22 protein-coding genes are annotated in these 25033 nt (G+C 72.8%); 12 read left to right on the top strand and 10 right to left on the bottom strand.

The window, feature by feature from the left end; genetic code table 11:
• Positions 1-106 precede the first annotated feature (106 nt).
• The 3 genes from EAO73_RS02465 to EAO73_RS02455 all read left to right on the top strand — a co-directional run bounded on the left by EAO73_RS02465 (position 107) and on the right by EAO73_RS02455 (position 2893).
• Positions 107-1096: a DUF1996 domain-containing protein gene (locus tag EAO73_RS02465; protein ID WP_191133903.1), complete on the top strand. Its 990-nt coding sequence runs from the start codon at positions 107-109 to the stop codon at positions 1094-1096.
• 76 nt (positions 1097-1172) lie between these two features.
• A complete protein-coding gene (locus tag EAO73_RS02460) occupies positions 1173-1766 on the top strand; it encodes a DUF305 domain-containing protein (RefSeq protein ID WP_147969786.1) in 594 nt (197 codons plus the stop codon).
• A gap of 74 nt (positions 1767-1840) precedes the next feature.
• Entirely contained in the window at positions 1841-2893 is a 1053-nt protein-coding gene (locus EAO73_RS02455; protein ID WP_147969785.1) for a LacI family DNA-binding transcriptional regulator, read from the top strand.
• On the opposite strand, the gene EAO73_RS02450 is transcribed toward EAO73_RS02455, so the two are convergent.
• Complete coding sequence (locus tag EAO73_RS02450) at positions 2894-4984, bottom strand: phage holin family protein (RefSeq protein WP_147969784.1); 2091 nt, start codon at positions 4982-4984, stop codon at positions 2894-2896.
• Between the two features lie 84 nt (positions 4985-5068).
• Positions 5069-5473, bottom strand: a complete 405-nt coding sequence (locus tag EAO73_RS02445; protein ID WP_147969783.1) for a hypothetical protein — start codon at positions 5471-5473, stop codon at positions 5069-5071.
• 221 nt (positions 5474-5694) lie between these two features.
• Here EAO73_RS02445 and EAO73_RS02440 point away from each other — a divergent pair, with 221 nt between their 5' ends.
• Together EAO73_RS02440 and EAO73_RS02435 are read left to right on the top strand one after the other, a co-directional pair.
• On the top strand, positions 5695-6477 hold the full coding sequence (locus tag EAO73_RS02440) for an MBL fold metallo-hydrolase (protein ID WP_147969782.1): 783 nt from the start codon (positions 5695-5697) through the stop codon (positions 6475-6477).
• Positions 6474-7100 (top strand): DedA family protein, encoded by a 627-nt coding sequence (locus EAO73_RS02435; RefSeq protein ID WP_147969781.1) that lies wholly within the window; start codon positions 6474-6476, stop codon positions 7098-7100. The genes EAO73_RS02440 and EAO73_RS02435 overlap by 4 nt, the downstream gene beginning before the upstream one ends.
• On the opposite strand, the gene EAO73_RS02430 is transcribed toward EAO73_RS02435, so the two are convergent.
• The 3 genes from EAO73_RS02430 to EAO73_RS02420 form a co-directional block, all read right to left on the bottom strand.
• On the bottom strand, positions 7048-8184 hold the full coding sequence (locus EAO73_RS02430; RefSeq protein WP_224756148.1) for an MBL fold metallo-hydrolase: 1137 nt from the start codon (positions 8182-8184) through the stop codon (positions 7048-7050). The two genes, EAO73_RS02435 and EAO73_RS02430, sit on opposite strands and share 53 nt — an antisense overlap.
• A gap of 34 nt (positions 8185-8218) precedes the next feature.
• Positions 8219-9469, bottom strand: coding sequence for an aminotransferase class I/II-fold pyridoxal phosphate-dependent enzyme (locus EAO73_RS02425; protein ID WP_147969780.1), 1251 nt, complete (start codon positions 9467-9469; stop codon positions 8219-8221).
• 106 nt (positions 9470-9575) lie between these two features.
• Positions 9576-10352, bottom strand: coding sequence for an IclR family transcriptional regulator (locus tag EAO73_RS02420; RefSeq protein ID WP_147969779.1), 777 nt, complete (start codon positions 10350-10352; stop codon positions 9576-9578).
• A 127-nt stretch (positions 10353-10479) separates the two neighbouring features.
• On the opposite strand from EAO73_RS02420, the gene EAO73_RS02415 reads away from it, so the two are divergent.
• The 3 genes from EAO73_RS02415 (at position 10480) to EAO73_RS02405 (ending at position 13384) form a co-directional block, all read left to right on the top strand.
• Positions 10480-11985: a bifunctional phosphatase PAP2/diacylglycerol kinase family protein gene (locus EAO73_RS02415; RefSeq protein ID WP_147969778.1), complete on the top strand. Its 1506-nt coding sequence runs from the start codon at positions 10480-10482 to the stop codon at positions 11983-11985.
• A 176-nt stretch (positions 11986-12161) separates the two neighbouring features.
• Positions 12162-12971, top strand: a complete 810-nt coding sequence (locus EAO73_RS02410) for a methyltransferase domain-containing protein (RefSeq protein ID WP_147969777.1) — start codon at positions 12162-12164, stop codon at positions 12969-12971.
• Between the two features lie 59 nt (positions 12972-13030).
• Entirely contained in the window at positions 13031-13384 is a 354-nt protein-coding gene (locus EAO73_RS02405) for a VOC family protein (RefSeq protein ID WP_147969776.1), read from the top strand.
• A gap of 40 nt (positions 13385-13424) precedes the next feature.
• Here EAO73_RS02405 and EAO73_RS02400 read toward each other — a convergent pair whose 3' ends face one another.
• Positions 13425-13961, bottom strand: coding sequence for an AAA family ATPase (locus EAO73_RS02400; protein ID WP_147969775.1), 537 nt, complete (start codon positions 13959-13961; stop codon positions 13425-13427).
• A 43-nt stretch (positions 13962-14004) separates the two neighbouring features.
• Positions 14005-15975 carry a DUF5107 domain-containing protein gene (locus EAO73_RS02395; protein WP_147969774.1) on the bottom strand — a complete coding sequence of 657 codons (1971 nt, stop codon included), beginning with the start codon at positions 15973-15975 and terminating at the stop codon, positions 14005-14007.
• Between the two features lie 218 nt (positions 15976-16193).
• On the opposite strand from EAO73_RS02395, the gene EAO73_RS02390 reads away from it, so the two are divergent.
• A complete protein-coding gene (locus EAO73_RS02390) occupies positions 16194-16529 on the top strand; it encodes a DUF6204 family protein (protein WP_147969773.1) in 336 nt (111 codons plus the stop codon).
• Between the two features lie 44 nt (positions 16530-16573).
• Here EAO73_RS02390 and EAO73_RS02385 read toward each other — a convergent pair whose 3' ends face one another.
• Both EAO73_RS02385 and EAO73_RS02380 read right to left on the bottom strand, forming a co-directional pair.
• Entirely contained in the window at positions 16574-17599 is a 1026-nt protein-coding gene (locus tag EAO73_RS02385) for a LacI family DNA-binding transcriptional regulator (RefSeq protein WP_147969772.1), read from the bottom strand.
• Positions 17596-20004 carry a glycoside hydrolase family 2 protein gene (locus EAO73_RS02380; protein WP_147969771.1) on the bottom strand — a complete coding sequence of 803 codons (2409 nt, stop codon included), beginning with the start codon at positions 20002-20004 and terminating at the stop codon, positions 17596-17598. Before EAO73_RS02380 ends, EAO73_RS02385 begins: the two co-directional genes overlap by 4 nt.
• 267 nt (positions 20005-20271) lie before the next feature.
• On the opposite strand from EAO73_RS02380, the gene EAO73_RS02375 reads away from it, so the two are divergent.
• The 3 genes from EAO73_RS02375 to EAO73_RS02365 all read left to right on the top strand — a co-directional run bounded on the left by EAO73_RS02375 (position 20272) and on the right by EAO73_RS02365 (position 23551).
• The gene (locus EAO73_RS02375; protein ID WP_147969770.1) at positions 20272-21591 is read left to right on the top strand and encodes an ABC transporter substrate-binding protein; all 1320 of its coding nucleotides are present in this window, start codon (positions 20272-20274) and stop codon (positions 21589-21591) included.
• Between the two features lie 89 nt (positions 21592-21680).
• Positions 21681-22652 (top strand): carbohydrate ABC transporter permease, encoded by a 972-nt coding sequence (locus EAO73_RS02370; protein WP_147969769.1) that lies wholly within the window; start codon positions 21681-21683, stop codon positions 22650-22652.
• Between the two features lie 23 nt (positions 22653-22675).
• Positions 22676-23551, top strand: a complete 876-nt coding sequence (locus tag EAO73_RS02365) for a carbohydrate ABC transporter permease (protein ID WP_147969992.1) — start codon at positions 22676-22678, stop codon at positions 23549-23551.
• A 226-nt stretch (positions 23552-23777) separates the two neighbouring features.
• Here EAO73_RS02365 and EAO73_RS02360 read toward each other — a convergent pair whose 3' ends face one another.
• A complete protein-coding gene (locus EAO73_RS02360) occupies positions 23778-24737 on the bottom strand; it encodes an ROK family protein (protein WP_147969991.1) in 960 nt (319 codons plus the stop codon).
• Between the last annotated feature and the right edge of the window lie 296 nt (positions 24738-25033).

The following is a 25033-nucleotide window of genomic DNA, read 5'->3' as shown; positions in this document are numbered from 1 at the left end:
CCCCGCATCGCGCGTAATTCAAGCTTCGTCACCTGTATTGACATGCCCTCGCCATGCTCTTACGTTCCCCCCACAGAGAGCGCTCTCTCACCTGATCAGCCCGCCCATGATCAGGGCACATCCCCCCACCGCTTCCCCGAACAGGAGTGCCGTGCTCTTCTTCCGTCAACGACGCAGTGGCGACGACAGCCACCGCGGAACCCCACCGCGCCGGCGGTACCGCACGGCGGCGCTCGCCGCCGCAGCGCTCGCCCTGACCTTCCTACAGGCCACCACCAACAGCGCGTCCGCCGGCCCCGCCGACGCCACGGCCCCCGCCCCCAAGGCGGCCGCCGACGTCGTCCGGGTCGCCGAGTTCCTGGCCGAGTGCCCCTACACCCACCGGGCGCCCGACGACCCGATCGTCTTCCCGGGCCTGCCCGGCGCGTCGCACATGCACAGCTTCTTCGGCAACGACTCCACGAACGGCCACTCCGACCTCGCCTCGCTGGAGAAGGCCCGGAGCACCTGTTCACCCGACATCGACCTGTCGTCGTACTGGGTGCCGACCCTGTACGACGGTGACAAGGAGGTGGAGCCCACCGGCACCACGTTCTACTACCTCGGCGAGGGCGTCCGCGACGACGTCATCCGGCAGATCAAGCCCTTCCCCCGGGGCCTGCGGATCGTCGCGGGCAACGCGAAGGCGACCGGGCCGAACGACAACACCATCTCGCGGTGGTCGTGCCTGCACCACGGCGAGGTCAACCCGTCGCACGACTTCGTCAACTGCCCGGCGGACGCGATGCTGGAGTCGTACCTCGACTTCCCGCAGTGCTGGAACGGCAAGGACCTCGACTCGGCCGACCACAAGAGCCACATGTCCTACCCGGTCAACGGCGAGTGCCCGGCCACCCACCCGGTGCCGGTGCCCAAGCTCCGTCAGGTGCTGCGGTACCCGGTCAACGGCGACCCGTCCCGGTTCCGGCTGGCGTCCGGTCCCGGCTACACGATGCACGGCGACTTCTTCAACGTGTGGCCCGACGACCAGTTGGCGCAGCGCGTCCGCGACTGCATCAACGCCATCATCAAGTGCGGGGCCGACGGCACCCCTTGATCCCTCCGCACTCCCGTCCCCACCCGCCCGTCCGGGGCCGTGCGCCCCGGACGGGCTTCCCCCGAGGGAGCCCCTGATGAAAGCGACCCGCAGTGCGGCGGCGTTCACCCTGCTGCTGCTCCTCCTCGCCGGCTGCGGCTCCCCGGCGGCCGAGCCGGAGCGCACTCCTCCGCCGGCCGGGACGGCCAGCACTCCCCCGCCGGCCACCGGCGCCCCCGCCGATCCGACCGACGCCGCCTGGGTGCAGCTGATGGCCCCCATGAACGAGTCGGCCGTGGCTCTCCTCTCGCTCGCCGCCGACCGCTCCGCCGACGCCGGCGTACGGCGCTGGGCGGCCGACCTGCGGACCTCGCAGGACGGTGAACTGGCCCGGATGCGCCCGCTGCTGGCCCGGATGGGGCTTCCGGACACCAATGTGCACGAGGGCCACCACATGCCGGGGATGGTGACGGAGGACGACCTCGAACGAGCCCGCACGCTGAAGGGCGCGGCCTTCGACCAGTTCCTGGTGGAGCGGATCGGGGGCCATCTGCGCCAGACCGCCCAGGTGTCACGCTCCGAGACCGGGGCCGGTACCCGGCAGGACGCCAAGCGGCTCGCCGCCTCGCTGGTCTCGGCCCGCACGTCCGAAATCGCCCGGCTGCCCGCCCTGTCCGAAGGTTCCGGCTGACCTCGGGGTCAACGTAGTCCCAAGGCCCCGGCGGCCGTTACCGCACCGGTCGTACCACCCGGTATAAAGACTGCATGTCTGCCGACGCGCCGCCGCCCGCCCGTCCCGTGACCTTGGAGGACGTCGCCGGAGTGGCCGGGGTGTCACGGGCGACGGTGTCCCGGGTGATCAACGGGGCGACCACGGTGGACCCGGCGCTGCGGCGGACCGTGGAGGCCGCGGTGGACGCCACCGGTTACGTGCCCAACCGCGCCGCCCGTTCGCTGGTGACCCGGCGGACCGACTCGATCGCGCTGGTCGTCTCGGAGCGGGAACGGCGCACCGTGCCCGAGCCGTTCGTCGGCCGGATGTTCTCCGATCCGTACTTCGGGCGCGTGGTCGCCGGGCTCCTGGAGGTACTGCGCCCCGCGGGCATCCAGCTGGTCCTGATGCTGGCCGACGACCGGGAGTCGCGGGACCAGCTCCTGTCGTACCTGCGCCACGGGCACGTCGACGGGGTGGTGCTGATCTCGTCGCACGCGGAGGATCCGCTCCCCGGGCTGCTGCACGGGACCCGGCTGCCCGCCGTCCTCGCGGGGCAGCCCCGCAGGCCGACCCCGCTCACCTATGTCGAGGCGGACCAGCGGGCCGGGGCGCGGCTGGCCGCGGACCATCTCGCCGCGCTGGGCCGCCGCCGGATCGGCACGGTGTCGGGCCCGCAGGACATGCCCGCCGGTCAGGCGCGCCTCGACGGATTCCTGGACGCGCTCGCGGCGCACGGCATCCGGGACGTGGCGACCGCCGAGGGCGACTTCACCCATGCCGGGGGCGCGGCGGCGATGCGGCGGCTGCTGGCGGAGCGTCCGGACCTGGACGCGGTGTTCATCGCCTCGGACCTGATGGCGCTCGGGGCCGTACCGGTGCTGCTGCGGGCCGGGAAGGAGGTCCCGGACGACGTCGCGCTCGTCGGGTTCGACGACAGCAGTGCGGCGCTGGCCTGCGATCCGCCGCTGACGACGGTCCGCCAGCCTGTGGAGGAGATGTCGGCGGAGATGGCCCGGCTGCTGCTCAGGCAGATCGGCAAGCCGGCGGACCCGCCGCCCTCCGTGATCTTCCACCCGACACTCGTACGGCGGCAGTCGGCCTGATCACGCGCGGCCGGGCTCCCCGTCCGAGGACACCGGCACCTGGGGGCCGGACGCCTCCTGGAGCCAGTGGCGCAGAACCCGGTGCACGGCCTCGGCGCCGACGAGTTCGTCCGGGCGCTTCCCGTCCTCGTCGGTGACGGCGTCCAGCGGGTCCGTCAGCTCGCGCGGCCACAGCAGGAACGGCCGGGACTGGCCGCCGCCCAGGCCGCCGTGCGAGCCGATCTGCTCCTCGAAGGCGTGCACGGTGCCGGTGGCGGGGTCGTACATGGAGTTGACCATGACGTCGGCGACGTGCGGGAAGGTGTCCGTGCGCCGGACCGCGTCAGCCGCGCCCGGACCGAACGGGGCCAGCGGTCCCTTCCCGTCCGCCAGTTCCGCCACCGGCACCCGGACCCCGTCGCGGGCCAGCACCACCGAGCCGTCCCGCTCGCCGCGGACGAGCAGGAAGCCGATGCCCGGGTGGCTGGCGAGGGTGGAGAGCAGCGCGGGGTGGCGGTGCTCCAACTGCTCCAGGGTCGCGCGGCCCTCGATGTCGGGGAACGAGATCAGGCCGAGGTTGCCGGAGGCGAGGACGACCGGGTCGGAGGGGGTCGCGACCTGCTCCTCCCGGCCTTCGGTGACGGGCCGGTGGAGCGCGATCCGGACCGCGTCGCGTGCCTCGGAGGCGCTGCGGGTGCGCTGCGCGCGCCGGGGCACGGGCAGTCCGCTGCCCGCCCGCACGAGGTCCTTGAGGGTCAGCCCGTACACGCCGGCGAAGGTGTCCCCCGGGCTCTGGCCGTGGTCGGACAGGAGCACGATCCGGTAGGCGCGCGGGGCCTGCTCGGCGACCTTGGTGATCAGGGCGAGCGCCCGGTCGAGGCGGGCGAGCACCTTCTCCGCGTCCCGGCTGCGCGGTCCCGAGTGGTGCGCGACCTCGTCGTACGCGACGAGGTCGGCGTAGACCGCGGTCCGTCCGGCGAACATGTCACCGATCACGGCGGCGACCACCACATCGCGTTCGACGACGGTCGCGAAGGCGCGGATGAAGGGGTAGAGGCCGCCGCGCTTGATGCGGGGCGTCTCCTTGCAGAGGCGGGAGCGGGTGGACTGGGCGATCTCCCGGCAGACCTCCGCGGCGAAGGAGCCGGCGGTGCGGACGGCGTTGGCGGGGTCGGAGAAGTAGGCGAAGTACCCGGCGCGGGACCGGCGGCCCTTGCCGAGCCGGGCGGCCATGGACAGGACGAGCGCGAGCTGGTTGGCGCCGCCGCTGAAGAGGTTGCCGCGGCTGGCGCCGTCGAGGGTGAGGAGTCCGCCGTCCCGGGTGCGGGTGATGGCACGGCGCTGGAGCTCCAGGGCGCTGGCGGGCTTGCTGGAGACCATGACGACGCCGGTCTCCTTCTCGTACCAGCGGAAGGCGGGCACGTCGTGGTTGCTGCCGTGCAGGATGCCGAGCTGGCTGGCGCCGGTCTGGCTGGACCAGTCGGTGCGCCAGGGCGTGAGCCGGTGTCCTCCGGATTCCGCCAGCCAGTGGGCGACGGTCGGCATCACGCCCCCGGCGGCGGCCGCCACGAGGGCGTCGTGGCCGACCCCGTCCAGCTGGATGAAGACGGTGCCCGGCGGGCCGCCGCGCGCGTCGCCCGTGCCGGTGCGGCGGCGGCGCCGGTCGGCCAGGCGGGAGAGGCGGCGGCGGTAGGCGTTGTCGTCGCGCACGGCGAGGGCGGTGGAGGTGGCGGAGGCGACGGCGGACATCACGGCCGCGACGGCGACGGCGGTCTCCGGGGCGGCGGCGCCCCGGCCGTCCGGGATGAGGCGGAGGGCGACCAGCAGCAGCGAGCCGTTGAGGAAGAAGACGAGCAGGCCGAGGACGAAGGCCGGCACGATGAGCAGCGCCCGTACGAGCACGGGCCAGACCAGGGCGGAGAGCAGTCCGAAGGCGCCCGCGCCCCAGGCCGCGGCGAAGGCGGTCCTGGTGATGCTGTCGCCGTCGGGCGACTGGAGCCGGAAGTCGGGGAGGATGCCCGCGAGCGCCAGCATCGTGAGCGTCGAGACGGCCCAGACCGCGATCACGCGCATCAGGGCGCTGCCGGCCCGCCGCCATCGCCTGTCGCCCACGCCGTTCGTCACCTCACGTCCGGGCCCTGCCGTTCCGGGGCCCGCCCCAGCCTTTCACAGCGGTCCGGGCGGTCCCGCGGCCGGTCAGCAGCCGTCGTAGCCGGCGGTCGGCATGGAGAGCCTGCGGTGGACGCCGGCCTTGCCGTCGGCGGTGTAGGACGGCTCGTCGAACCCGGCGATCTCCAGGCGTACGCCGCGCCGCTCGCACTCGGCGGTGAATTGCGGCACCGAGGCCAGGGCGCGGGCGAGGACCCGGTCGCTGGGGGCGACGAACAGCTCGACCTCACCGCTGTCGATGTCGGCCCAGAGTGCGGGGTGGTCGGGGCGCAGCCCGTAGAGGCGCAGCTGCCGGGTGACGACGTAGCCCTGGTCGGCGGCCCAGCGGGCGCACATGGCGTGCTGGCCCCGGGTGTCCACGAGGAACGGATCGCTGTCGAGTTCCTCCAGCGGCGTCAGGCTGGCGATGGCCGCCACGCGTACGTCCCCCATGGCCCTTCTCCCCGTGCTCGGCGTTCCCCGACCCTATGCGGCCGCACACCGTGACCGAGGGCGCGTTCCGGGGCGGTGAGGGGGCGCACGGGGGCACGGGACCGGAACCGTGATCCACGGGTGCGCCGGGGTGCGCGGGCCGCCCGGACAGGACTGGTCGTAGGCTCGTCGGGGCAGGTGTGGTGGGGTCGCAGGGGTCCATGAGCAAAGGAGGCGGTGGCGTGCCGGTGGAGATCACCTGGTGGGGTCATGCCACGTGCACGATCGAGGACTCCGGGGTCCGCTTCCTGACCGATCCGCTGTTCGTACGGCGCTTCGCGCATCTGCGGCGCCGCCGGGGTGCGCTGCCCGGTCCGGACGCGGCCGTGGCCGATGTGGTCCTGATCTCCCATCTGCACTCCGACCATCTGCATCTGCCGTCCCTCGCGCGCGTCGCCCCGGGGGCCCGGGTGCTTGTGCCGCGTGGCTCGGTCCGGTCGGTTCCCGGGCTGCGGCTGCTGCGCCGGGCGCGGGGGCTGCGGATCACCGAGGTGGTGGCGGGCGACGAGATGCGCGTCGGCGGGGTGCGGGTCCGGGCCGTCCCCGCGCTGCACGACGGCAGGCGGTTGCCGCTGGGCCCGCACCGCTCCCCCGCCCTGGGGTACGTGGTGGAGGGCGCGGCGCGTACGTACTTCGCCGGGGACACCGGGCTCTTCGACGACATGGCGCGGGCGGTGGGCCCGGTGGACGTGGCGCTGCTGCCGGTCGGCGGCTGGGGGCCCTATCTGGGCCACGGGCACCTCGACGCGGGGCGGGCGGCGCAGGCGCTGACCCGGCTTCGGCCGCGCGCGGCGGTGCCGGTGCACTACGGCACGTACTGGCCGATCGGGATGGACGGGGTCCGGCCGCACGAGTTCCACGCGCCGGGCGAGGAGTTCGTGCGGAAGGCGGCGATGGCGGCGCCGGAGGTCGTGGTGCACCGGCTGGCGCACGGCGAGCGGGTGCGGCCGGGGTGCTCCGGGTGATCGAGTTCCTGCGGGAGACGGCGCGGCTCCCCGCGGAGTCGACGCAGCAGGCGGTCGGTTATCCGTCGTTGTTCCTGCTGGTGGCGCTGGGCGCTCTGGTGCCGGTGGTGCCGACGGGCGCGCTGGTGAGTTCGGCGGCCGTGGTGGCGTTCCACCAGTCGTCGCCGTTCTCCTTGCTGGTGGTGTTCGCGGTGGCGTCGTCGGCGGCGTTCCTGGGGGACATATCCCTGTACTGGCTGGGGCAGCGGGGGGTGCGGTCGAATCACGGGTCGCGGTGGCTGCGGACGATCCGGGACCGGGCGGCGCCGGAACGCCTTGAGCAGGCGCAGCAGAAGCTGGACGAGCACGGGGCGATGGTGCTGGTGCTGTCGCGGCTGGTGCCGGCCGGGCGGATTCCGGTGATGCTGGCGTGCCTGCTGGGCCGGATGGAGCTGCGGCGGTTCGCCCGGGGCGACGTGCCGGCGTGTCTGGCGTGGGCGGCGACGTATCAGCTCATCGGCATTCTGGGCGGTTCGCTGTTCCCGGAGCCGTGGCAGGGGGTGGTCGCGGCGGTGGGCCTGACCCTGCTGATCAGCGGGGCGCCCGCGGTGTGGCGCCGGACGCGGGCGCGGTGGGCGCGGTGACGTCGGCCGGCCGGGGTTCCAGCAGGCGTGAGCCGCCGATGGGCAGGTCCCAGAGACGGTCGCGGGGGTGGCCGGCGCGCTGCCAGGCGGTACGGAGCCGGGTGAGCGGTTCGAGGACCGGTTCCGCGGAGAGCAGGAAGGTCGCCCAGTGCATCGGGGCCATGGCGCGGGCGCCGAGGTCCTCGTACGCCTGAACCGCCTCCTCGGGGTCGGTGTGGACGTCGCCGAGCCACCAGCGGGGCTCGTACGCGCCGATCGGCAGCAGGGCGAGGTCGATGCCGGGGTGGCGGCGGCCGATCTCGGTGAACCAGTGGCCGTATCCGGTGTCGCCGGCGAAGTAGATCCGCCCGCCGTGCCCCTCCCCGGTGGTGTCCTGGATGACCCAGCCGCCCCACAGCGAGCGGCAGGTGTCGGTCAGGGTGCGCTTGGACCAGTGGTGGGACGGCACGAAGTCGAAGCGGACGCCGTCCAGCTGTGCCGACTCCCACCAGTCGAGTTCCGTGACGGTGGCGAAGCCGCGGCGGCGGCACCACTGGCCGAGACCCGCCGGGACGAACAGCGGGGTGTGCCGGGGCAGTCTGCGCAGGGTGGGGGCGTCGAGGTGGTCGTAGTGGTTGTGGCTGATGACGACGGCGTCGACGGGCGGCAGGTCCTCCCAGCGGACGCCGACGGGGGTGATCCTGGCCGGGGTGCCGAGGATGCGGCGGGACCAGACGGGATCGGCGAGGACGGTGAGGCCGCCGGTGCGGATGATCCAGCTGGCGTGTCCGGCCCAGGTGACGCAGCCGGCCCCGGCCGGGACGGGCGGCAGGGGCTCGGGGGCGTACGGCAGACGGTGGATGTGCCGCAGGCCCTCCGCGTTGGGCCGGATGGCGTGCTCGCGGGCCAGTCGTGACACGCCCCTGACGCCGGGGAGCGGGGCGGTGAGCCGGTCCGCGAAGCTCCTGGGCCAGGTGCGCACCTCGCCGAGGGGACGCGGTGCGACGACCTCGCCGCAGACCACGGGGGGTGCGTCCCGGGTGTGGGCCTGTCCGGCGGAGGTCTGCCGGACAGGCACCGGGGGACGCTCGGTCTGGTCCGTCATCGGGGCTCCCGTCCAGGAGTGCGCGGGCGGTGGGTCAGCGCGGTGCGTCGAGGGCTGCTCGGAAAATGCTCAGCGCTGCCGCGATGTGCGGCAATTCGAGGGGGTCCGCGGCGGTGAGGGCCGCGGTCTGCTGCTCCGGGGTCGTCCCCAGGAGCGAGCCGGTGCCCAGCCGCACCCGGAGCGCGCCGAGTTCGTCGCCGAAGCGGTGGCCGCCGGGGGTGGGGGCGCCGAGCCGTTCGGAGAGGTACTCCTCCAGCTCCAGTGAGTCGGTGACTCCCCGGGCGGCGAGCCGGGAGCGCAGCGGCCCGAGGTCCGCGTAGAGGTGGCGGCCGGCCTGCGGGGGGCGGGCGACGGCGCCCCAGCCGAGGACGGCGCGGTGGGCCTCGGTGGCGAGGCGGGCGTGCAGGGCGGCGGCGCGCCGGGCGCGTTCGGTGACGGCGGGCGGTTCGCGCAGCGCGTGGGCCGCCGCGGCGGCGACCGGGCCCGCGACCGAGGCGCCGAGCGCGGTGAGGACGTCGAGCGTGCGGGCGTGGCGTACGGCGGAGCGCGCGGTGCCGGGGAAGCGGGCGACGGCGACGGGCCAGGCGGCCGGGGTCAGCGCGCCGTACAGGCCGGAGACCACGGTGACGTCGTCCGGACACATCTCGGCGGGGCTGACCAGGACCGTGTCGTGCGGCCGGTGCAGGGTGTCGCGCCAGGTCTCGTCGCTGACGATGTGCAGCCCCTCGTCCACGGCGGCCTCGCAGGCCTCGCGCAGGAGTTCCGGCGGGGCGACCGTGGCGGTGGGGTCGTCGGCCACCGAGAGCAGCAGGAGCCGGGGCCGTCCGCCCTCGGCGCGCACTCTGCGTACGGTTTCGAGGAGCGCGTACGGGTCGGGCACACCGCCGCACTCGGCGGGCGTCGGCACCTGGTAGGCGGGCCGGCCGAGCAGCCGGGCCTGCGGGATCCAGGAGGCGGGGCAGGGGCGCGGCAGCAGCACGTCGCCCCCGTGCGCGGCGATCAGCGCGAGCAGCAGCGGTGCGGTGCCGGGAGCGGCGGCAACGTGTTCGGGGCCGCCGTGCAGTCCTCGCCGCTCCCAGTAGGCGCAGGCGGCCTCGCGCACGGCGGCCGATCCGCCGGCGGGTTCGGGGGCGGCGCGGCCGGCGGCGGAGGCCAGCACCTCGGCCAGTTCCGGCAGCACGGGCAGCCCCGGCCAGGGTGCCGGCGGTCCGTACCGTACGGGCCCGCGGTCCTCGCGCACCGTGTGCGTGGCCCGCTCCTGACGCCCGGTCCGCTCCCGGCCCATCGGGCCTCCTTCGCCGCCGATCCGACCCGCCGTTCGCCCTCCGGACCTTTATACGAGGGAACGGGGCGGCGCGCCCGCCCTGGAGCGGGACGGGCGGTCCGGCCGGTCAGCCGGCGATGCTCCGGTCGTGCCCCAGGCGGCCCGACAGCTCGCCGGCGCCCTCGACGGCGAGGGCGGTGAGTTCCCGCTCGCGCTCCTCGCTCCAGCGGATCATGGGGACCGAGACGGAGAGCGCGGCGACGACCCGCCCCGACCGGTCGTGCACGGGTGCGGCGACACAGCTGACGCCCGGGTCCGACTCCTGGTGCTCCGCCGCGACGCCCCGTTCCCGTACGGCGTCGAGCGCGGCCCGCAGTTCCCGTTCGCCGGTGAGGGTGTGCGGGGTCAGGGCGGTCAGCTCCAGGCCGTCGAGCCGGGCGTCGAGTTCCGGGGCAGGCAGCGAGGCGAGGAGCATCTTGCCGGCGGACGTGCAGTGGGCGGGCAGCCGGTGCCCGGCCGACGAGACCGTGCGCACGGCGTGGGTGGAGTCGGCCTGGGCGACGCAGACGGCGTCGGTGCCGTCGAGGATCGCCACATGCACGCTCTCGCCGCAGTCGGCGGCCATGCGCCGGGCCACCTGCCGGCCCTCGGCGGCGAGGTCGAGCTGTTCCGCGTACCGGCTGCCGAGCTGGTAGGTGCGCACGCCCAGCCGGTACCGCCCGGGGCGGTCCGGGTCCGTGACCAGGTACGACCGGGCGGCGAGCGTGGTGAGCAGCTCGTGGACGGTGGTCCGGGGCAGCTGGAGTCTGCGGGTGACCTCGGGCGCGGAGAGCGTGCCGTCGCCGTGGAGGAAGAGTTCGAGGACGTCGAACGCCCTGCTCACCGCCGGCACGAGTCGCCCCATGGCCCCGCGTCCCCCTCGTGTTCGGTCCTGTGTCCGGTGTGCCGGCCGGCGGCCGGTGTGACGAACCTCAGGCTACCCGCGGCGTGGCTGCTGGTTCGGAGCGGTGAGGCGGGGTATCCGCTGTCGCATGTCGTCAGCGAGCAATGCTTCCGTCCCGTCCCGGATCGCCGGGCTGCGCGACCGGTTCCACCGGCGCGATGTCGCCGTGTTCCAGAATCTGGCCCAGCGGCACTGGCCCGCCGCGGGTCCGGTGCTGCCCCGGCTGAGCCGCAGCGCCAACCACGGGCTGCTGTGGGTCGGCGCCGCGGCCGGTATGGCCGCCTTCGGAGGCAGTGCGCGGGCCCGGCGGGCCGCGCTGCGGGGCATCGCCTCGCTCGCGGTGGCCTCGGCCGCGATCAACACGGTGGGCAAGGGGGCGGTCCGCAGGCAGCGGCCGATCCTGGACGCCGTGCCGGTGATACGGCAGCTGAAGCGGCAGCCGGTGACCACGTCGTTCCCCTCGGGGCACGCGGCGTCGGCCGCCGCGTTCGCCACCGGGGTGGCGCTGGAGTCGAAGGGCTGGGGTGCGGTCGTCGCGCCCATCGCGCTGTCCGTGGCGGCGTCCCGGGTCTACACCGGGGTGCACTACCCGAGCGATGTGGTGGCCGGCGCGGCCCTGGGCGTGGGGGCGGCGTTCGCCCTGCGGGGCGTGATACCGACGAGGAACCAGCTGCCCGCACCGGGCAGACCTCCGGCCGACGCACCCGTGCTGCCCGACGGGGAGGGCCTGGTGGTCGTCGTCAACCAGCGGTCGGGGACGGCGACGGCGACGGCCTCGCTGGTGCGGGACGCGCTGCCGCAGGCGGAGATCATCGAGTGCTCGCCCGGTCTGCTCTCCGACGAGCTGGAGAAGGCGGCGGGCCGGGGCCGGGCTCTCGGCGTGTGCGGCGGGGACGGCACGGTCAACCAGGCCGCGGCCGTGGCGGCGGTGCACGGGCTGCCGCTCGCGGTGTTCCCCGGCGGCACCCTCAACCACTTCGCGTACGACCTGGGCATCGAGACCGTCGCCGACGTGTCCTCCGCGCTCGTCGCCGGAAGCGCGGTGCGGGTGGACCTCGGCCGCTTCCGTCCGGGCCCGGACGGGCAGGGCGGCGCGCACGGCTACTTCCTGAACGCCTTCAGCCTGGGCGTGTATCCGGAGCTGGTGCGGATGCGGGAGCGCTGGTCGCCCCGGATCGGCGGCTGGCCGGCCGGGGTCCTGGCGGCCCTGCACGTACTGCGCGGCGAGCGCCCGCTGGAGGCCGAACTCCAGGGCAGGAACCGCCCGTTGTGGCTGCTGTTCGTCGGCAACGGCCTGTTCCAGCGGGTCGGCCCGGCACCGGGCCGGCGGCACAACCTCGCGGACGGACTGCTGGACGTACGGGTCGTGCACGGCGGCCGGACCCCCGCCCTGCGACTGCTCGCGGCGGCGGTCGCGGGCCCGCTGACCCGCTCCCCCATGCACGCGGCGGTGCGCCGGCAGCGGGTGCGGATCTCCGGACTGAAGCCCGGGACGCCGTACGCGTACGACGGCGAAGTGGCCCACAGCGGCAGCGAGCTGATGATCGACAAGCTGCCGGAGGCGCTGACGGTGTACTGCCCGCGGCCGGTGTAGGGAACAGGCCCGAAAGGCCAAGAAGGGGCGGCCGACGCACAGTCGGCCGCCCCTTTTCCGCACCTCACGTCTGTCCACATAGCAAGATGACCATCTCATTATTCGGCAACAGGCTCTACGGTGGTCCTACCGATCAGCGCTTTCGCGGTTCGCGTTTCGAGAGAGGATGCACGGTCATGTCGAAGGAGACCGCCGTCTACACCCACGGCCACCACGAGTCGGTGCTGCGCTCGCACCGGTGGCGCACCGCCGCCAACTCCGCGGCCTACCTCGTCGGCGAACTGCGGCCCGGCCTGTCCGTGCTGGACGTCGGCTGCGGGCCCGGCACCATCACCGCCGACCTGGCCGCGCTGGTCGCCCCGGGCCGGGTGACGGGCCTGGACACCACCGACGAGATCCTGGCCCAGGCGGCCGAGGCCGCCGCCGAACGCGGCCTGGACAATGTGGAGTTCGCCGTCGCGGACGTCCACGCCCTGGACTACCCGGACGACTCCTTCGACGTGGTCCACGCCCATCAGGTCCTCCAGCACGTGGGCGACCCGGTACAGGCGCTGCGGGAGATGCGCCGGGTGTGCCGCCCCGGGGGCGTCGTCGCGGCGCGCGACAGCGACTACGCGGCGATGACCTGGTTCCCCGAGTCGCCGGGCCTGGACCGCTGGCAAGAGCTGTACGGCCGCGTCGCCCGCGCCAACGGCGGCGAACCGGACGCCGGGCGCCGGCTGCTGTCCTGGGCCCGCCGGGCCGGGTTCACCGACATCACGCCCACGGCCGGTTCCTGGTGCTACGCCACCCCGGAGACCCGTGCGTGGTGGAGCGGCCTGTGGGCGGACCGCACCGTCGCCTCCGCGTACGCGAACCGCGCGGTGGACGGCGGGCACGCCACGGCCGGGGAGCTGGCGGAGGTCGCGGAGGCGTGGCGTGCCTGGGGCGAGGAGGGCGACGGCTGGTTCATGGTCCCGCACGGCGAGGTGCTCTGCCGGGCCTGAGCGCACGGCGGGGACCGAATGGATCACATGGCGGCGGGCGGCCAACTAACCTGGCCGCCATGGAGATCCTGGGAACCACGCTGCGTATCTGCGTCGACGACCTGGAGGCCGCGGTGGCCTTCTACGAGGAGCTCACGGGCGCGCCCGCCCTCCGCTTCGAGCGCGGCGGGGTGTCCGTCGCCGCGATCAGCTGCTTCCTGCTGATGAGCGGCCCCGAATCGGAGCTGGAGATCCTGCGCAAGGTCACCGCGACCATCGCCGTGAAGGACGTCGACGAGGCCCATGAGGCCCTGACCCGGGTCGGCGCCCGCGTCGTCGCGGGCCCCGTCCCGACCCCGGTGGGCCGCAACCTGATCGCCGTGCACCCGGACGGCTCGGTCTTCGAGTACGTCGACCGCAACGCGCCCGCCTAGGCCAGGCGTTGCGTGGCGGAGGGGAGTTCGCCGACAGGCTCTAGGCCAGGCCGGTCCGCTCCAGGACCAGGTCGGCCAGCTCGTCGGTGGGCAGTTCACCGTCCAGCAGCACGGTGTCCTCGCGCAGGCCGGCCACCGCCGCCACGCACTCGGGGATCCGCTCCTTCGTCCAACGCCGTGCCGCCTCGTCGCGCTCCGGATCGTCGGGCGCCACCACCCGGTGGTCCAGGCGGTGTTCGAGCACCGCGGCCGGCACGTCGAGGAAGAAGTGGTGCACCGGCACGGCCGCCTTCTCCAGGGCGCCGAAGATCTCGTCGGCGTAGTCCCGGCGGACCAGGGTCATGGGCGCCAGGACCGGCCGGCCGTACCCCTCCACGAGCCCCTGGGCCATCGACGCCACCTGCGCGCGCCACAGCGGGATGTTCTGGAAGTCGCCCTCCGGCACGTCGACGATCCCGCGCAGTACGAAGCCGATGTCCTCCGGGTCGAAGAGCAGGGCGTCCGGCAGTCTGCGGTGCAGTTCGGTGACCAGGGTGGTCTTGCCGCTGCCGAAGGCCCCGTTGATCCAGATGATCATGTCGTGCCGCTCCCGTTCCTTGTGCCGGCGTGCCGTCGCCCCGTCAGACGCGGGGGCGCATGCGGTAGTTGTACCGGTCCGGCAGCGGTTCGTCGGTGAGCCGGTTCCACACCTCCTCCAGGATCTCCGCTCCTTCCCGCAGGTCGGCGACCTCGAAGCCCGCGTCGAACACGGCCTTCGCGGCGTCGGTCCGGCCCTCCGCGATCAGCAACCGGGCGTCCAGCAGCCGGAAACGGCCCCGCTCCTGGATCTCCGGCGCCAACCCCGCCCACACCGTACGGGCGGCCTCGGTCCGGCCCGCCGCGAGCAGCGCCTCGATCGCCTCCCGGCCCAGGGCGGCGGTGGCGGCGGTCCACGCCTCGTCGCCGGCGCTCCGCTCGGCGCACAGCCCGTCGAACGCCTCCGCGTAGTACTCGGCGGCCAGTTCGCGCTGGCCGCTCACCCGGGCGGCGACGGCCAGGCAGCGCAGCAGCGGCCAGCGGGAGTCGGCCCTGCCCAGGCCGCGTTCCCAGCTGCGCACCGCCTGGGCGCGGTCGTCGGCGTGCCACTGCGCAATGCCGAGGTGGTACTCGGTGAGCGGTTCGGCGGGGGCCGTCTCCAGCATGTCGCGCCAGTGCCAGGAGACCAGCGTGGGTCCGGGCGGGACCGCCCCCGCGAGGCCGGGGAACGTGCCCTGGTCCAGCAGCTCCAGCCAGGGCGCCTGCTCCTCGCCCAGGGTGTCGTCGGTGAACGGTGTGCCCGGCAGCTCGTACCGCCCGCGCCGCACCTCCAGGGCTCCCCAGCCGGAGCCGGTGGCGAGGCGTTCGCCCGGTTCGGTGTCGGCGTGGGCGCGCCAGGCGGTGTAGGCGGCGTCCACGTCGGCGCGGGGCAGGGCGTCCGCGAGCCGCCGCTCCGTCTCGGCGCGGGCCGCCGCCCAGTCGTCGCCGTGCACGGTGGCGGGGTCGGCCGCGAGCGGACCGTAGGACTCCAGCCAGCTGAACTCGGCCCCCGGCTCCAGCGGTACGTGCTCCAGCTGGGTGCGGGCCAGTCCCGCCTGGATCTCCGCGTAGCCGCCGGTGCCGGGTTCGGTGAGCCATTCCTGCCAGCGCCGCCCGCCGGACCCGCTGCCCCAGAGGAACAGCTTGCGGCCACGCAGCAGGTCGGTGGAGGTCTGGACGAGTCCGTGGCCGTGCTCGTCCAGGGAGGCGATCCAGCGGCGGGCGCCGTCGGGCACCTCGTAGAAGTAGTCGGCGGGGTACTCGCTGCGCAGCGGGTAGGTGCGGTCGGTGCCGCCGCTCGCGGGGACCGGGACGCGGGTCAGCGTGCGCTCGTACCCGAAGTGCCAGGCCTCGTCGGCGGGTGCGATCACCCGGGTGCGCGCGTCCTCGGGGACGGCGATGTTGGACCACCAGTAGACGGGCGCGGGCTGCTCGTGCGGATTGCGTATCCGTACGCCGACGTGCAGGAACGCGGAGTCGGCGGGCAGCCACAGATCGACCTGGAAGGGCAGGTCGCGCAGCCGTTCCCACTCCCAGAGCCGGACCATGTCGCCGCCGTCGGGCGCCGGGACGAGGGCCGCGTGCACCGGGGCGCAGGAGAGGGTGGTGTGGCCGGTCGCGCCGATGTTCCACTCGATGCCGCCGGAGAACCAGGCGCCGTTGAGCGCGAAGTCGGCGGGCTGGAGCACCGGGTTGGCGTAGACGAGGTCGCGGCCGGACGGCTTGTGGACGAGGGAGTGGATACGGCCGCCGAGGCCGGGCAGCACGGTGGCGCGCAGATGGTCGTTCTCGATGACGATCGCGTCGAGGTCCGTGGCGACGCGGTCGCGCCCGTAGCCGTCGAGGAGGCGGACGGGCAGAACGGTCGGCAGCGGGGCGTGGCCCAGCTGCCGGGCCATGTCGCGCGGAAGTCCCGACCGGTCCCGGTCGTCGATGACGTGCGTCTCGTCCAGTGGCCGCAGCGCGGGCAGCGGATTCTGCGGCCCCGTCGCCGCGGCGGGCAGGGTCAGTACGGCACGTCGTACGGTGGTGGCCAAGGCAACCTCGCTCCCTCGCGCGGGCCGCCGCAGGTCCGGGCGCCCCCCGATGACCATGGAACACGGCCCCCGGGCTCCCGGCCAGGGGATCCGGCGTCACTCTTCGGCAAAGCGCGTGGGCCCGCCGCCCGCCCGGAATTCCGTTTCCGTCCCGCTCCGGACCCCCGTACGCTCGCCCCGGACACGGAACGCGGCAGGCGAGAGGAACAGCGCGACAGATGAGCACGCAGCACACGTACCGGGTGATCGTGCGCGGCACCTTCCAGGATCTGACGGACGCGGCGCGCGGGCGGCTGCTGGCCGAGGTGGAGGAGCACGGCCTCGCCGCGATGCAGTTCACCGAGGAGGGGTCGCTCACCTACGACCGGGTCCTCAAGCACTTCAGCTTCCGCTACGTCGTCGTCTCGGACGCCGGGGACGGCGAGGAGATGGCGTCCGTGATCGCCGAGGACCGGGCGCTGACGGCGCTGCGCGAGGCGGGTTACGGCCACGGCGAACTGCGGTCCACGGCGACGGACATGGACACGATGAAGATCAACCGCAAGCGTCGCTGAACCCCGCCGCGCGACCGGGCGGCCCGGTCGCGCGGCGCGCTCCTCTACTGGGGCGCGGGTGCCGTGGAGCCCCGCGGGGTGAGCGAGGGGGTCGGCACCTGGAGGGGGCCGGTGTCGGTGCCCTCCAGCAGGGAGAACAGGGTGCGGGCCACCTCGGCGCCGAAGTGGTGGATGTCGTGGCTCATCGCGGACAGGGTGGGATGGGTGATCCGGCACAGCTGGGAGTCGTCCCACGCGAGCAGCGAGACGTCGTCCGGGACCACGAACCCCATCTCGGCGGCGACGCCGGCGCCGGCCACCGCCATGATGTCGTTGTCGTAGACGATCGCGGTCGGCCGGTCCTTCGCCAGGAGCAGGGAGCGTGTCGCGCGTGCCCCTTCCCGTTCGTCGAAGCCGGTCGCGATCTGGGTCCCCTGCTCCAGGCCGAGTTCACGCACCGTGGCGTCGAAGGCCCGGGTCCTGATCGCGCTGTGGCCGAAACCGGCCGGGCCGCCGACCCGCGCCAGGCGCCGGTGGCCGAGTGCGGCCAGATAGCGGACGGCCTCCGCCGTCGCCGTGGCGTCGTCGGTCCACACGGCGGGGAAGGCGCCCGTCAGGGACGGATGGCCGACGGCGACCGCAGGGAGCCCGATGGATTCCAGCGCCGGCACCCGCGGATCGTCCACCCGGAAGTCGACGAGAACGGCACCCGCGATGGTCTGGCTGCGCCACCACGTGCGGTAGAGCTCGATCTCCTCGTCCACATCACGGACCAGCCGCAGCAGCAGGGAGCAGGACCGCTCGGCCAGGATGCCCTCGATGCCCGAGATGAAGTCCATGTAGAAGGGCTCCAGGCCGAGCAGGCGCGCCGGCCGGCACAGGACGAGGCCGACGATGTCGACGCGCCGGCCGGAGAGGCTGCGCGCCGTCTGGTTCGGTGCCCAGCCCAGCACCCGGGCGGCCTCGAAGATGCGCTCCCGGGTCGCGTCGGAGACACCCGGTTTGCCGTTGAAGGCGAGCGAGACGGCGCCCTTGGACACGCCGGCGCGGGCGGCGACGTCCTTGATGGTGACGCGGGCCGGAGCGGTCACTTCGTCCCCACGCAGAACAGGGCGGCTCGCGCGTCGTCGGCGGTCACGTCGCCGCAGCCGTCGACCCGGATGCGGACCTGCTCGCCGGCCAGCAGGGTGACGAGCCCCCGGTCCGCCGTGGCCGCGGGGCCGAGCCGGTCTGCCTGGAGGAGGAGGTCCCTGACGAGGGTGTGCGCGTTGACCACCACGTGGACGTTACCACCGCCGTCCGGGACGGGTTCCACGCTCACGTCGAAGGCCGGCGGCTCGTAGCCGAACTCCTTGTCGGGGACCGGGAACCAGGTGGCCCGCAGCCCGTCCGCGTCGGCGACCAGGAACTCCGCGGTGGTGCCCCCGGCCGGCGCGAGCCCGGCGGGCACCGGGATACGTACGGCGGAGCGGGCGGCGACCGACACCTCCTGCACGCCGTGGCCGGTGACGGCTCCGCCGGCCTCGACGCGGCGCAGGGTCACCTCGGTGTGCCAGGGCGTCGCGGACTGGTTGATCACGGCGAGCACGAGTCCCTCGTCGCCCTCGCCCGCGGGTTGCAGGGTCAGCAGCCGGTCCGCGTACACCCGCCGCAGCTCGTGGTGGAGCGGCTTGAGGCGGCCGTCCCCGTCGACGGCGGCCCAGGAACTGACCGGCCAGCAGTCGTTCAGCTGCCAGACGACGGTGCCCGCGCAGACCGGCCAGTGGGAACGCCAGTGCTCGATGCCGGCGGCGACGGCGCGGGCCTGGACGACCTGCGTCAGGTAGTGCCAGCGGTCGAAGTCGCCGACGGGCGGGGCGAAGTGTCGGGCGACGCCGCGGTCGAGCTTGCCGTTGCCGTCATCGGCCTTCTGGTGGTGGAGCATGCCGGGCGAGTCGGGGGCCAGGTCCTCGCCGGGCAGGGCGCGCCGGAGCGTGGCCATCGCGGGCGGCGCCTGCCAGCCGAACTCGGAGACGAACCGGGGGACGTTCGCGCGGTACTCCGCGTAGTCCTGGCGGTTCCACACCTCCCAGGAGTGGTAGGTGCCGTGGTCCGGGTCGTTGGGGTGGTGGTCCCACGATCCGGACCAGGGGCTGCCCGCGCTGTAGGCGCGGGTGGGGTCGAGTTCGGCGACGATGCGGGGCAGCACGCCGAGGTAGTAGCCCTCGCCCCAGGAGTCACCGGCGAGGCCGGGCTCCCAGTCCCAGTCGCGGAAGCCCCAGAGGTTCTCGTTGTTGCCGTTCCAGAGGACCAGACTGGCGTGCGGCATGAGCCGGACAACGTTGTCGCGGGCTTCGGCCTCGACCTCGCCGCGCAGGGGCTGCTCCTCGGGGTACGCGGCGCAGGCGAAGAGGAAGTCCTGCCAGACCATCAGGCCCAGCTCGTCGCACGCGTCGTAGAACGCCTCGTCCTCGTAGATGCCGCCGCCCCATATACGGACGAGGTCGACGTTGGCGTCGGCCGCCTGGCGCAGGCGGGTGCGGTAGCGCTCGGGGGTGATGCGCGAGGGGAAGACGTCGTCGGGGATCCAGTTGACGCCCCGGGCGAAGACCCGCTCGCCGTTCACGACGAGGGTGAAGCCCGTGCCGTGCTCGTCGGGGGTGCGGTCCAGTTCAACGGTGCGGAAGCCGATGCGGCGGTGCCAGGTGTCGAGCGGACCGGCGTCGTCGAGCAGGGTGACGTCGAGGTCGTACAGGGGCTGGTCCCCGTATCCGCGCGGCCACCAGAGCCGGGGGGCGTCCACGGTCAGCCGCAGCACGGCCTCGTCGCCCTCGAAGACGGCCTCCGCCTCCTGGCCGGCCACGGTGGCCCGTGCCCGGAGGGCGGCCGCCGTGCCGGACTCCGTACGCTCCGCCCGGAGCCGCACCTCGACGCTCCCCCGGCCGTCGTCGACGGTGACGAGGGGGCGGACGAAGGCGAGACGGGCGGTCGACCAGTGCTCCAGGCGTACGGGGCGCCAGATGCCGGCGGTGACGAGCGTCGGCCCCCAGTCCCAGCCGAAGCCGCACGCCATCTTGCGGATGTACTGGAAGGGTTCGGGATAGACGTTGGGCCGGTCACCGGTGAGGGCGCGGACCGCCTCGGCCTCGTCGTAGGCGGAGGTGAAGTGCACCTCCAGCCGGCCGGTCAGCCCGGTGGCGTCGAACCGGTGGGTGCGGTGCATGTTCCGGGTGGTTCCGAGTTCCCGGCCGTCGAACGTGATCCGCGCGGCGGTGTCCAGGCCTTCGAAGACGAGGTCGGTGCGCTCGTGCGCGCTCTCGTGGGAGACCTCGGTGAGATACGTCCACGCGCGGCGGCCGACCCAGGCCACCTCGGTCTCGTTCCGGTCGAGGAACGGGTCCGGGATGACACCCGCGGCGAGCAGGTCGGTGTGGACACAGCCGGGGACCTCGGCGGGGAGCAGCGCTTGGTCGTAGCGCAGGTTCCAGCCTTCGGTGAGCGGGGTGATGTCCTTCATGGTGCGGCTCCAATCGGCCCAGTGCGCACGCTGACAGATGTACGACGCGCACAACTTAGCCCGCCGATCGATCACTGTCCATAAACCGGTCTAGTCACGCTGCGGCAACGTGCGCGACCAGGCACATGCCTTCTACCTGCAAGAACTCGGAATGAGGTAACGATTCGGCATCGCAGGGGAAACAAGAGCTTTACCGGTTCACTTCCGCCCTGCCATAGTGCCGACATCCGGCGCAGACCCGAGCCGCCGTCCGAAGGAGTTGGGCACATGGGGAAGACCAGGACACTCACAGGTGCGTTCCTGACCATCGCGACACTGACCGTCACGGGCTGCAGCGGCAGCGGTGCGCCGTCGGCCGAGACGGCCTCCGCGCCCGCCGACGCGAGCACGGCCAGCGGCACCATCACGGTCCTGACGCAGCGGACGGACCTGATCAAGAGCGGGGCGATGAAGGCCTACGCGGCGGAGTTCAACAAGGTCTACCCCAAGATCGAGGTGAAGTTCGAGGGCCTCACCGACTACGAGGGTGAAGTCAAGATCCGAATGAACACGGACAAGTACGGCGACGTCCTCATGATCCCGGGGGCGGTGGCCAAGAACGACTACCCCAAGTTCTTCGCGCCGCTCGGCTCGTCCATCGAGATGTCGGACAAGTACCGCTTCAGCGACAAGTCGGAGGTCAACGGCAAGACCTACGGCATCGCCCAGTTCGGCACCGCCAACGGCTTCGTCTACAACAAGGCCCTCTGGAAGAAGGCCGGCGTCACCGCCTGGCCGCACACGCCGGAGGAGTTCATCGCCGACCTGCGGGCCATCAAGTCGAAGACCGGATCGACCCCGTACTACACCAACTTCAAGGACGGCTGGCCGCTGGTGCAGTGGTCCGCCAACATCGGCTCCGTCACCTGCAGCGAGGAGGCGAACAACAAGCTGGCCGGCCCCGTCTCGCCGTGGAAGGCCGGCAGCGAACTCGCCGTGATCGACAGCCTGCTCTTCGACATCGTCAAGGACGGCCTTTCCGAGAAGGATCCCAGCACCACCAACTGGGAGGCGTCCAAGAGCAAGCTCGCCAAGGGTGAGATCGGCTCCATGATGGTCGGCTCGTGGGCGATCAGCCAGATGCGGGACGCCGCCGAGAAGGCCGGGAAGAACCCCGACGACATCGGCTACATGCCGGTCCCCGTCCAGCGCGAGGAGGGGCAGTGCGCCACCCTCGTGTCGGACTACCAGCAGGCCGTCAACATCCACTCGGACCACAAGGAAGCGGCGCGGGCCTGGATCGACTGGTTCACGGACAAGTCCGGCTACTCCGCCAAGGAGGGCGCCGTGCCCACCCTGAAGTCGGCGCCCATGCCCGACACGCTGAAGGAGTTCGTTGACAACGATGTCACATTCGTCGAGCGCTCGGAGAGCAAGACGGGTGCGGTGAACGACATCGACAAGGCCGCGGAGATCGGTCTCAACACGCCCGACTACCGCCAGAAGCTGGTCGACATCGCCCGGGGCGCGCAGAAGGGCACCGCCGAGAGCTACTTCGCCGAGCTCAACAAGAAGTGGGACGAGGCCGCGAAGACCATCGGCTCCTGACCCGGTACGGGGCCCGGCCGCACGACACCGGCGGGGCCCCGCCCTCCCGCGTACGCCGCGAGCCCGACGCGGATGACGAAAGGTCCGACATGACCGAGACGACCGAGGCGGTGAGCGTGAAGACGCACCGTGCGACACCTTCGCGGCGCGGCCCCTCCCCCACCGGCGGCAGCCCACGCATACCCGGGTCCCGGGGCCGGGCGCTCCGCCGTGCGACGCCCTGGCTGTTCCTGACGGCGCCGCTGGCCCTCCTGATCACGTTCACCTACGTGCCGGTGGGCAACATGATCTATTACAGCTTCACCGACTGGGACGGGATCAGCCCCGACCGGAACTTCACCGGCCTGGACAACTACGTCCAGATCTTCACCCGGCCCGAGCTCTTCCGGGTGTTCTTCGTCAGCGTCTACTACCTGGCGGCGTCCGCGGTCCAGATCGTGATCGCGCTCTACTTCGCCACGGTGCTCAGCTTCGACCTGCGGTTCCGCAACCTGTTCAAGGGGCTGCTCTTCTTCCCCTACCTCATCAACGGCGTGGCCATCGGGTTCGTCTTCCTGTACTTCTTCCAGGACGGCGGCACCCTGGACACGGTGCTGTCCTGGTTCGGCCAGAACCCCGATCACTCCTGGCTGGGTGACGCCGGCTCGGCCAACACCTCACTCGCCGGCGTCTCGGTGTGGCGCTACACGGGCCTCAACTTCGTGCTGTTCCTCGGCGCGATCCAGTCCATTCCGGGCGAGCTGTACGAGGCGGCCCAACTGGACGGCGCGACCAGGTGGCAGCAGTTCCGGCACATCATCGCCCCGAGCATCAGGCCCGTGCTGAGCCTGAGCGTCATCCTCGCGATCTCCGGGTCGCTCGCGGTGTTCGAGATTCCCTGGATCATGACCGGCGGTGCGACGGGCACCTCGACGTTCGTCATCCAGACCGTGAAGCTCGCGTTCCAGTTCAACAAGACCGGGCTGGCATCGGCGGCCGCCGTGGTGCTGCTGCTGATCATTCTGCTGATCACCTGGATCCAGCGCCGGCTCGTGCCCGACGAAAAGGTGGACCTCGTATGACCACGGCTCCGCAGACCACGGCCATGAAGACCGCGGGCCGTTCCCGCACCGCACCCGGCCCGCGACGCGTCCGGCTGCGTGGCCGCATCGGGCAGACGCTGGTCTACGTATCGCTCGTCGTCGCCTCGCTGGTGGTGGTCCTCCCGCTCGCGGTCGTCCTCCTCACCTCGCTCAAGACCTCCTCGGAGGCGACCGACGGCGGCGCCCTGTCGCTCCCGGGCAACTGGCTGAACTTCGACAACTACGCGACCGCCTTCTCCGACGGCCAGATGCTCACGGCCCTCGGCAACACCCTGTTCATCCTGCTCTTCTCGATCACGGGCACCGTGCTCATCGGCTCGATGACCGCCTATGCCATCGACCGCTTCCACTTCCGGGCCAGGAAGCTCGTGATGGCCCTCTTCCTCGTCGCCACCCTCGTGCCCGGGGTCACCACGCAGGTCGCCACCTTCCAGGTCGTGAACAGCTTCGGCCTGTTCGACACCCGCTGGGCCCCGATCCTGCTGTACATGGGGACGGACATCGTCTCGATCTACATCTTCCTGCAGTTCATCCGGGGCATCCCCGTGTCCCTGGACGAGGCTGCACGACTGGACGGGGCGAACTCGTTCACGATCTACCGCAAGATCATCTTTCCGCTGCTCAAGCCGGCGGTCGCGACGGTGGTCATCATCAAGGGGATCACCGTCTACAACGACTTCTACATCCCCTTCCTCTACATGCCGTCCCAGGAACTCGGCACGGTCTCCACCGCCCTGTTCCGCTTCAAGGGGCCCTTCGGAGCGCACTGGGAGAACATCTCGGCGGGGGCCGTGCTCGTCATCGTGCCCACACTGATCGCCTTCCTGTTCCTCCAGCGCTACATCTACAACGGCTTCGCCCAGGGAGCCACGAAGTAGCGCTCCCGCCCGCACACCGTCCGCCGGCACCGGCCCCCCGCTCGTGGGCCGGTGCACCGGTGTTCCGTAACGCCGGACGGACGCGCCAAGGAAAGGGAAAACCGCCTCCTCGCGCCCTGTCCGACCCCATGACGGCGACGGATGGGAATGGGCGCAAGAAGGCGGCGCGACTTCACAAAACCGGTTCAGCTCCAGGGGCTCATCGCACACGGCGATCCGGCCGGGATCAGAGGCGCAGGACGGGTACGGAGCCGGCGACCCGCGCACCTGCGGCCGCGGCAGCCGCGCCGACGAGCCCGGCGTCCAGCGCCAGGGCGGCGGGAACGACGGGCAGGCCCCGGACGAAGTCGAGTACGGCGTAATCGGCCATGCGGCGCCGCAGCGGGGCGAACAGGACCTCCCCGGCCTGGGCGACACCGCCCCCGATAACCACACGCTCCAGCTCCACGAGCGCAGCCGTCGCGGCGATAGCGGCGGCCAGGGCCTGCGCGGCCCGCTCGTAGGCAGCACGCGCCCGCTCGTCACCGCCCCGCGCCGCTTCGGCGACCGCCGCGGCGTCGGAAGCGCCACCGTGGGGAGCCGTCCACCCCAGAGCGCGGGCATGCGCCGCGATGGCCGTCCCGCTGGCGAAGGTCTCCACGCACCCGGGCGCGCCGCAGGGGCAGCGGGGGCCGTTGAGGTCGACCGTGATGTGGCCGATGTGACCGGCGTTGCCCGTCCGGCCCTCGTGCACCCGTCCGTCGAGGACCAGCCCGCCGCCCACTCCGGTGGAGACCACCATGCACAGGGCGTTGGCGACGCCGCGTGCGGCGCCGAGCCAGCGTTCGGCGGCGGTCATCGCCACCGCGTCGCCGACGAGCACGGGCCCGATGCCCGCCGGCGTCGCCGGATGCGTGCGCACCAGCTCGACCAGCGGGAATCCGCGCCAGGCCGGAATGTTCACGGGGCTCACGGTGCCTCCGGCCGCGTCGACCGGGCCCGCGCTGGCTATGCCGAGGCAGGTGAGCTCCGCCCAGGCCGGATGTGCCGCCAGCTCGTCCAGCACGGCGGTGACGGCGGCGGCCGGCTCGTCCGCCGGCCGCCGCGCCGGGGTGGCACGGCGCGCCCGCGCGATCAGGGTCCCGCTCTCATCGACGAGCGCTCCGGCGATCTTGGTCCCGCCGATGTCAAGTGCTCCGTACACCATCACGTCCCGCCCTTTCACGAGGGAGCGCACCTCGCCCCCAGCCGTACTCTGCCGGGCGGTGACAACGTTGTCTAGTGTGCTGGTTTAGTTGAGTAATCGTTTAGCAATGCCTCACTTTTCTCGGAGCGTCCTCGAATCCCACGAAAGGCACTCCGAACAGGCCGGAAAGCCCGACGCATTCCGCCCGGCCGCGAGCGGGGCGCGAAATGCGGATGACCCATCTATTGACATGACCGGAACACCCGATGCCTCATATGGGGGCGGTCACGGGCCGGAGCGGAAACACGCACCACGGC

Origin of the sequence: Streptomyces sp. col6, from assembly GCF_008042035.1 — a bacterium.
GTDB lineage: Bacteria > Actinomycetota > Actinomycetes > Streptomycetales > Streptomycetaceae > Streptomyces.
Note: the sequence above shows the minus strand (reverse complement) of the source record. Positions and strands in the feature narration are given on the sequence as shown.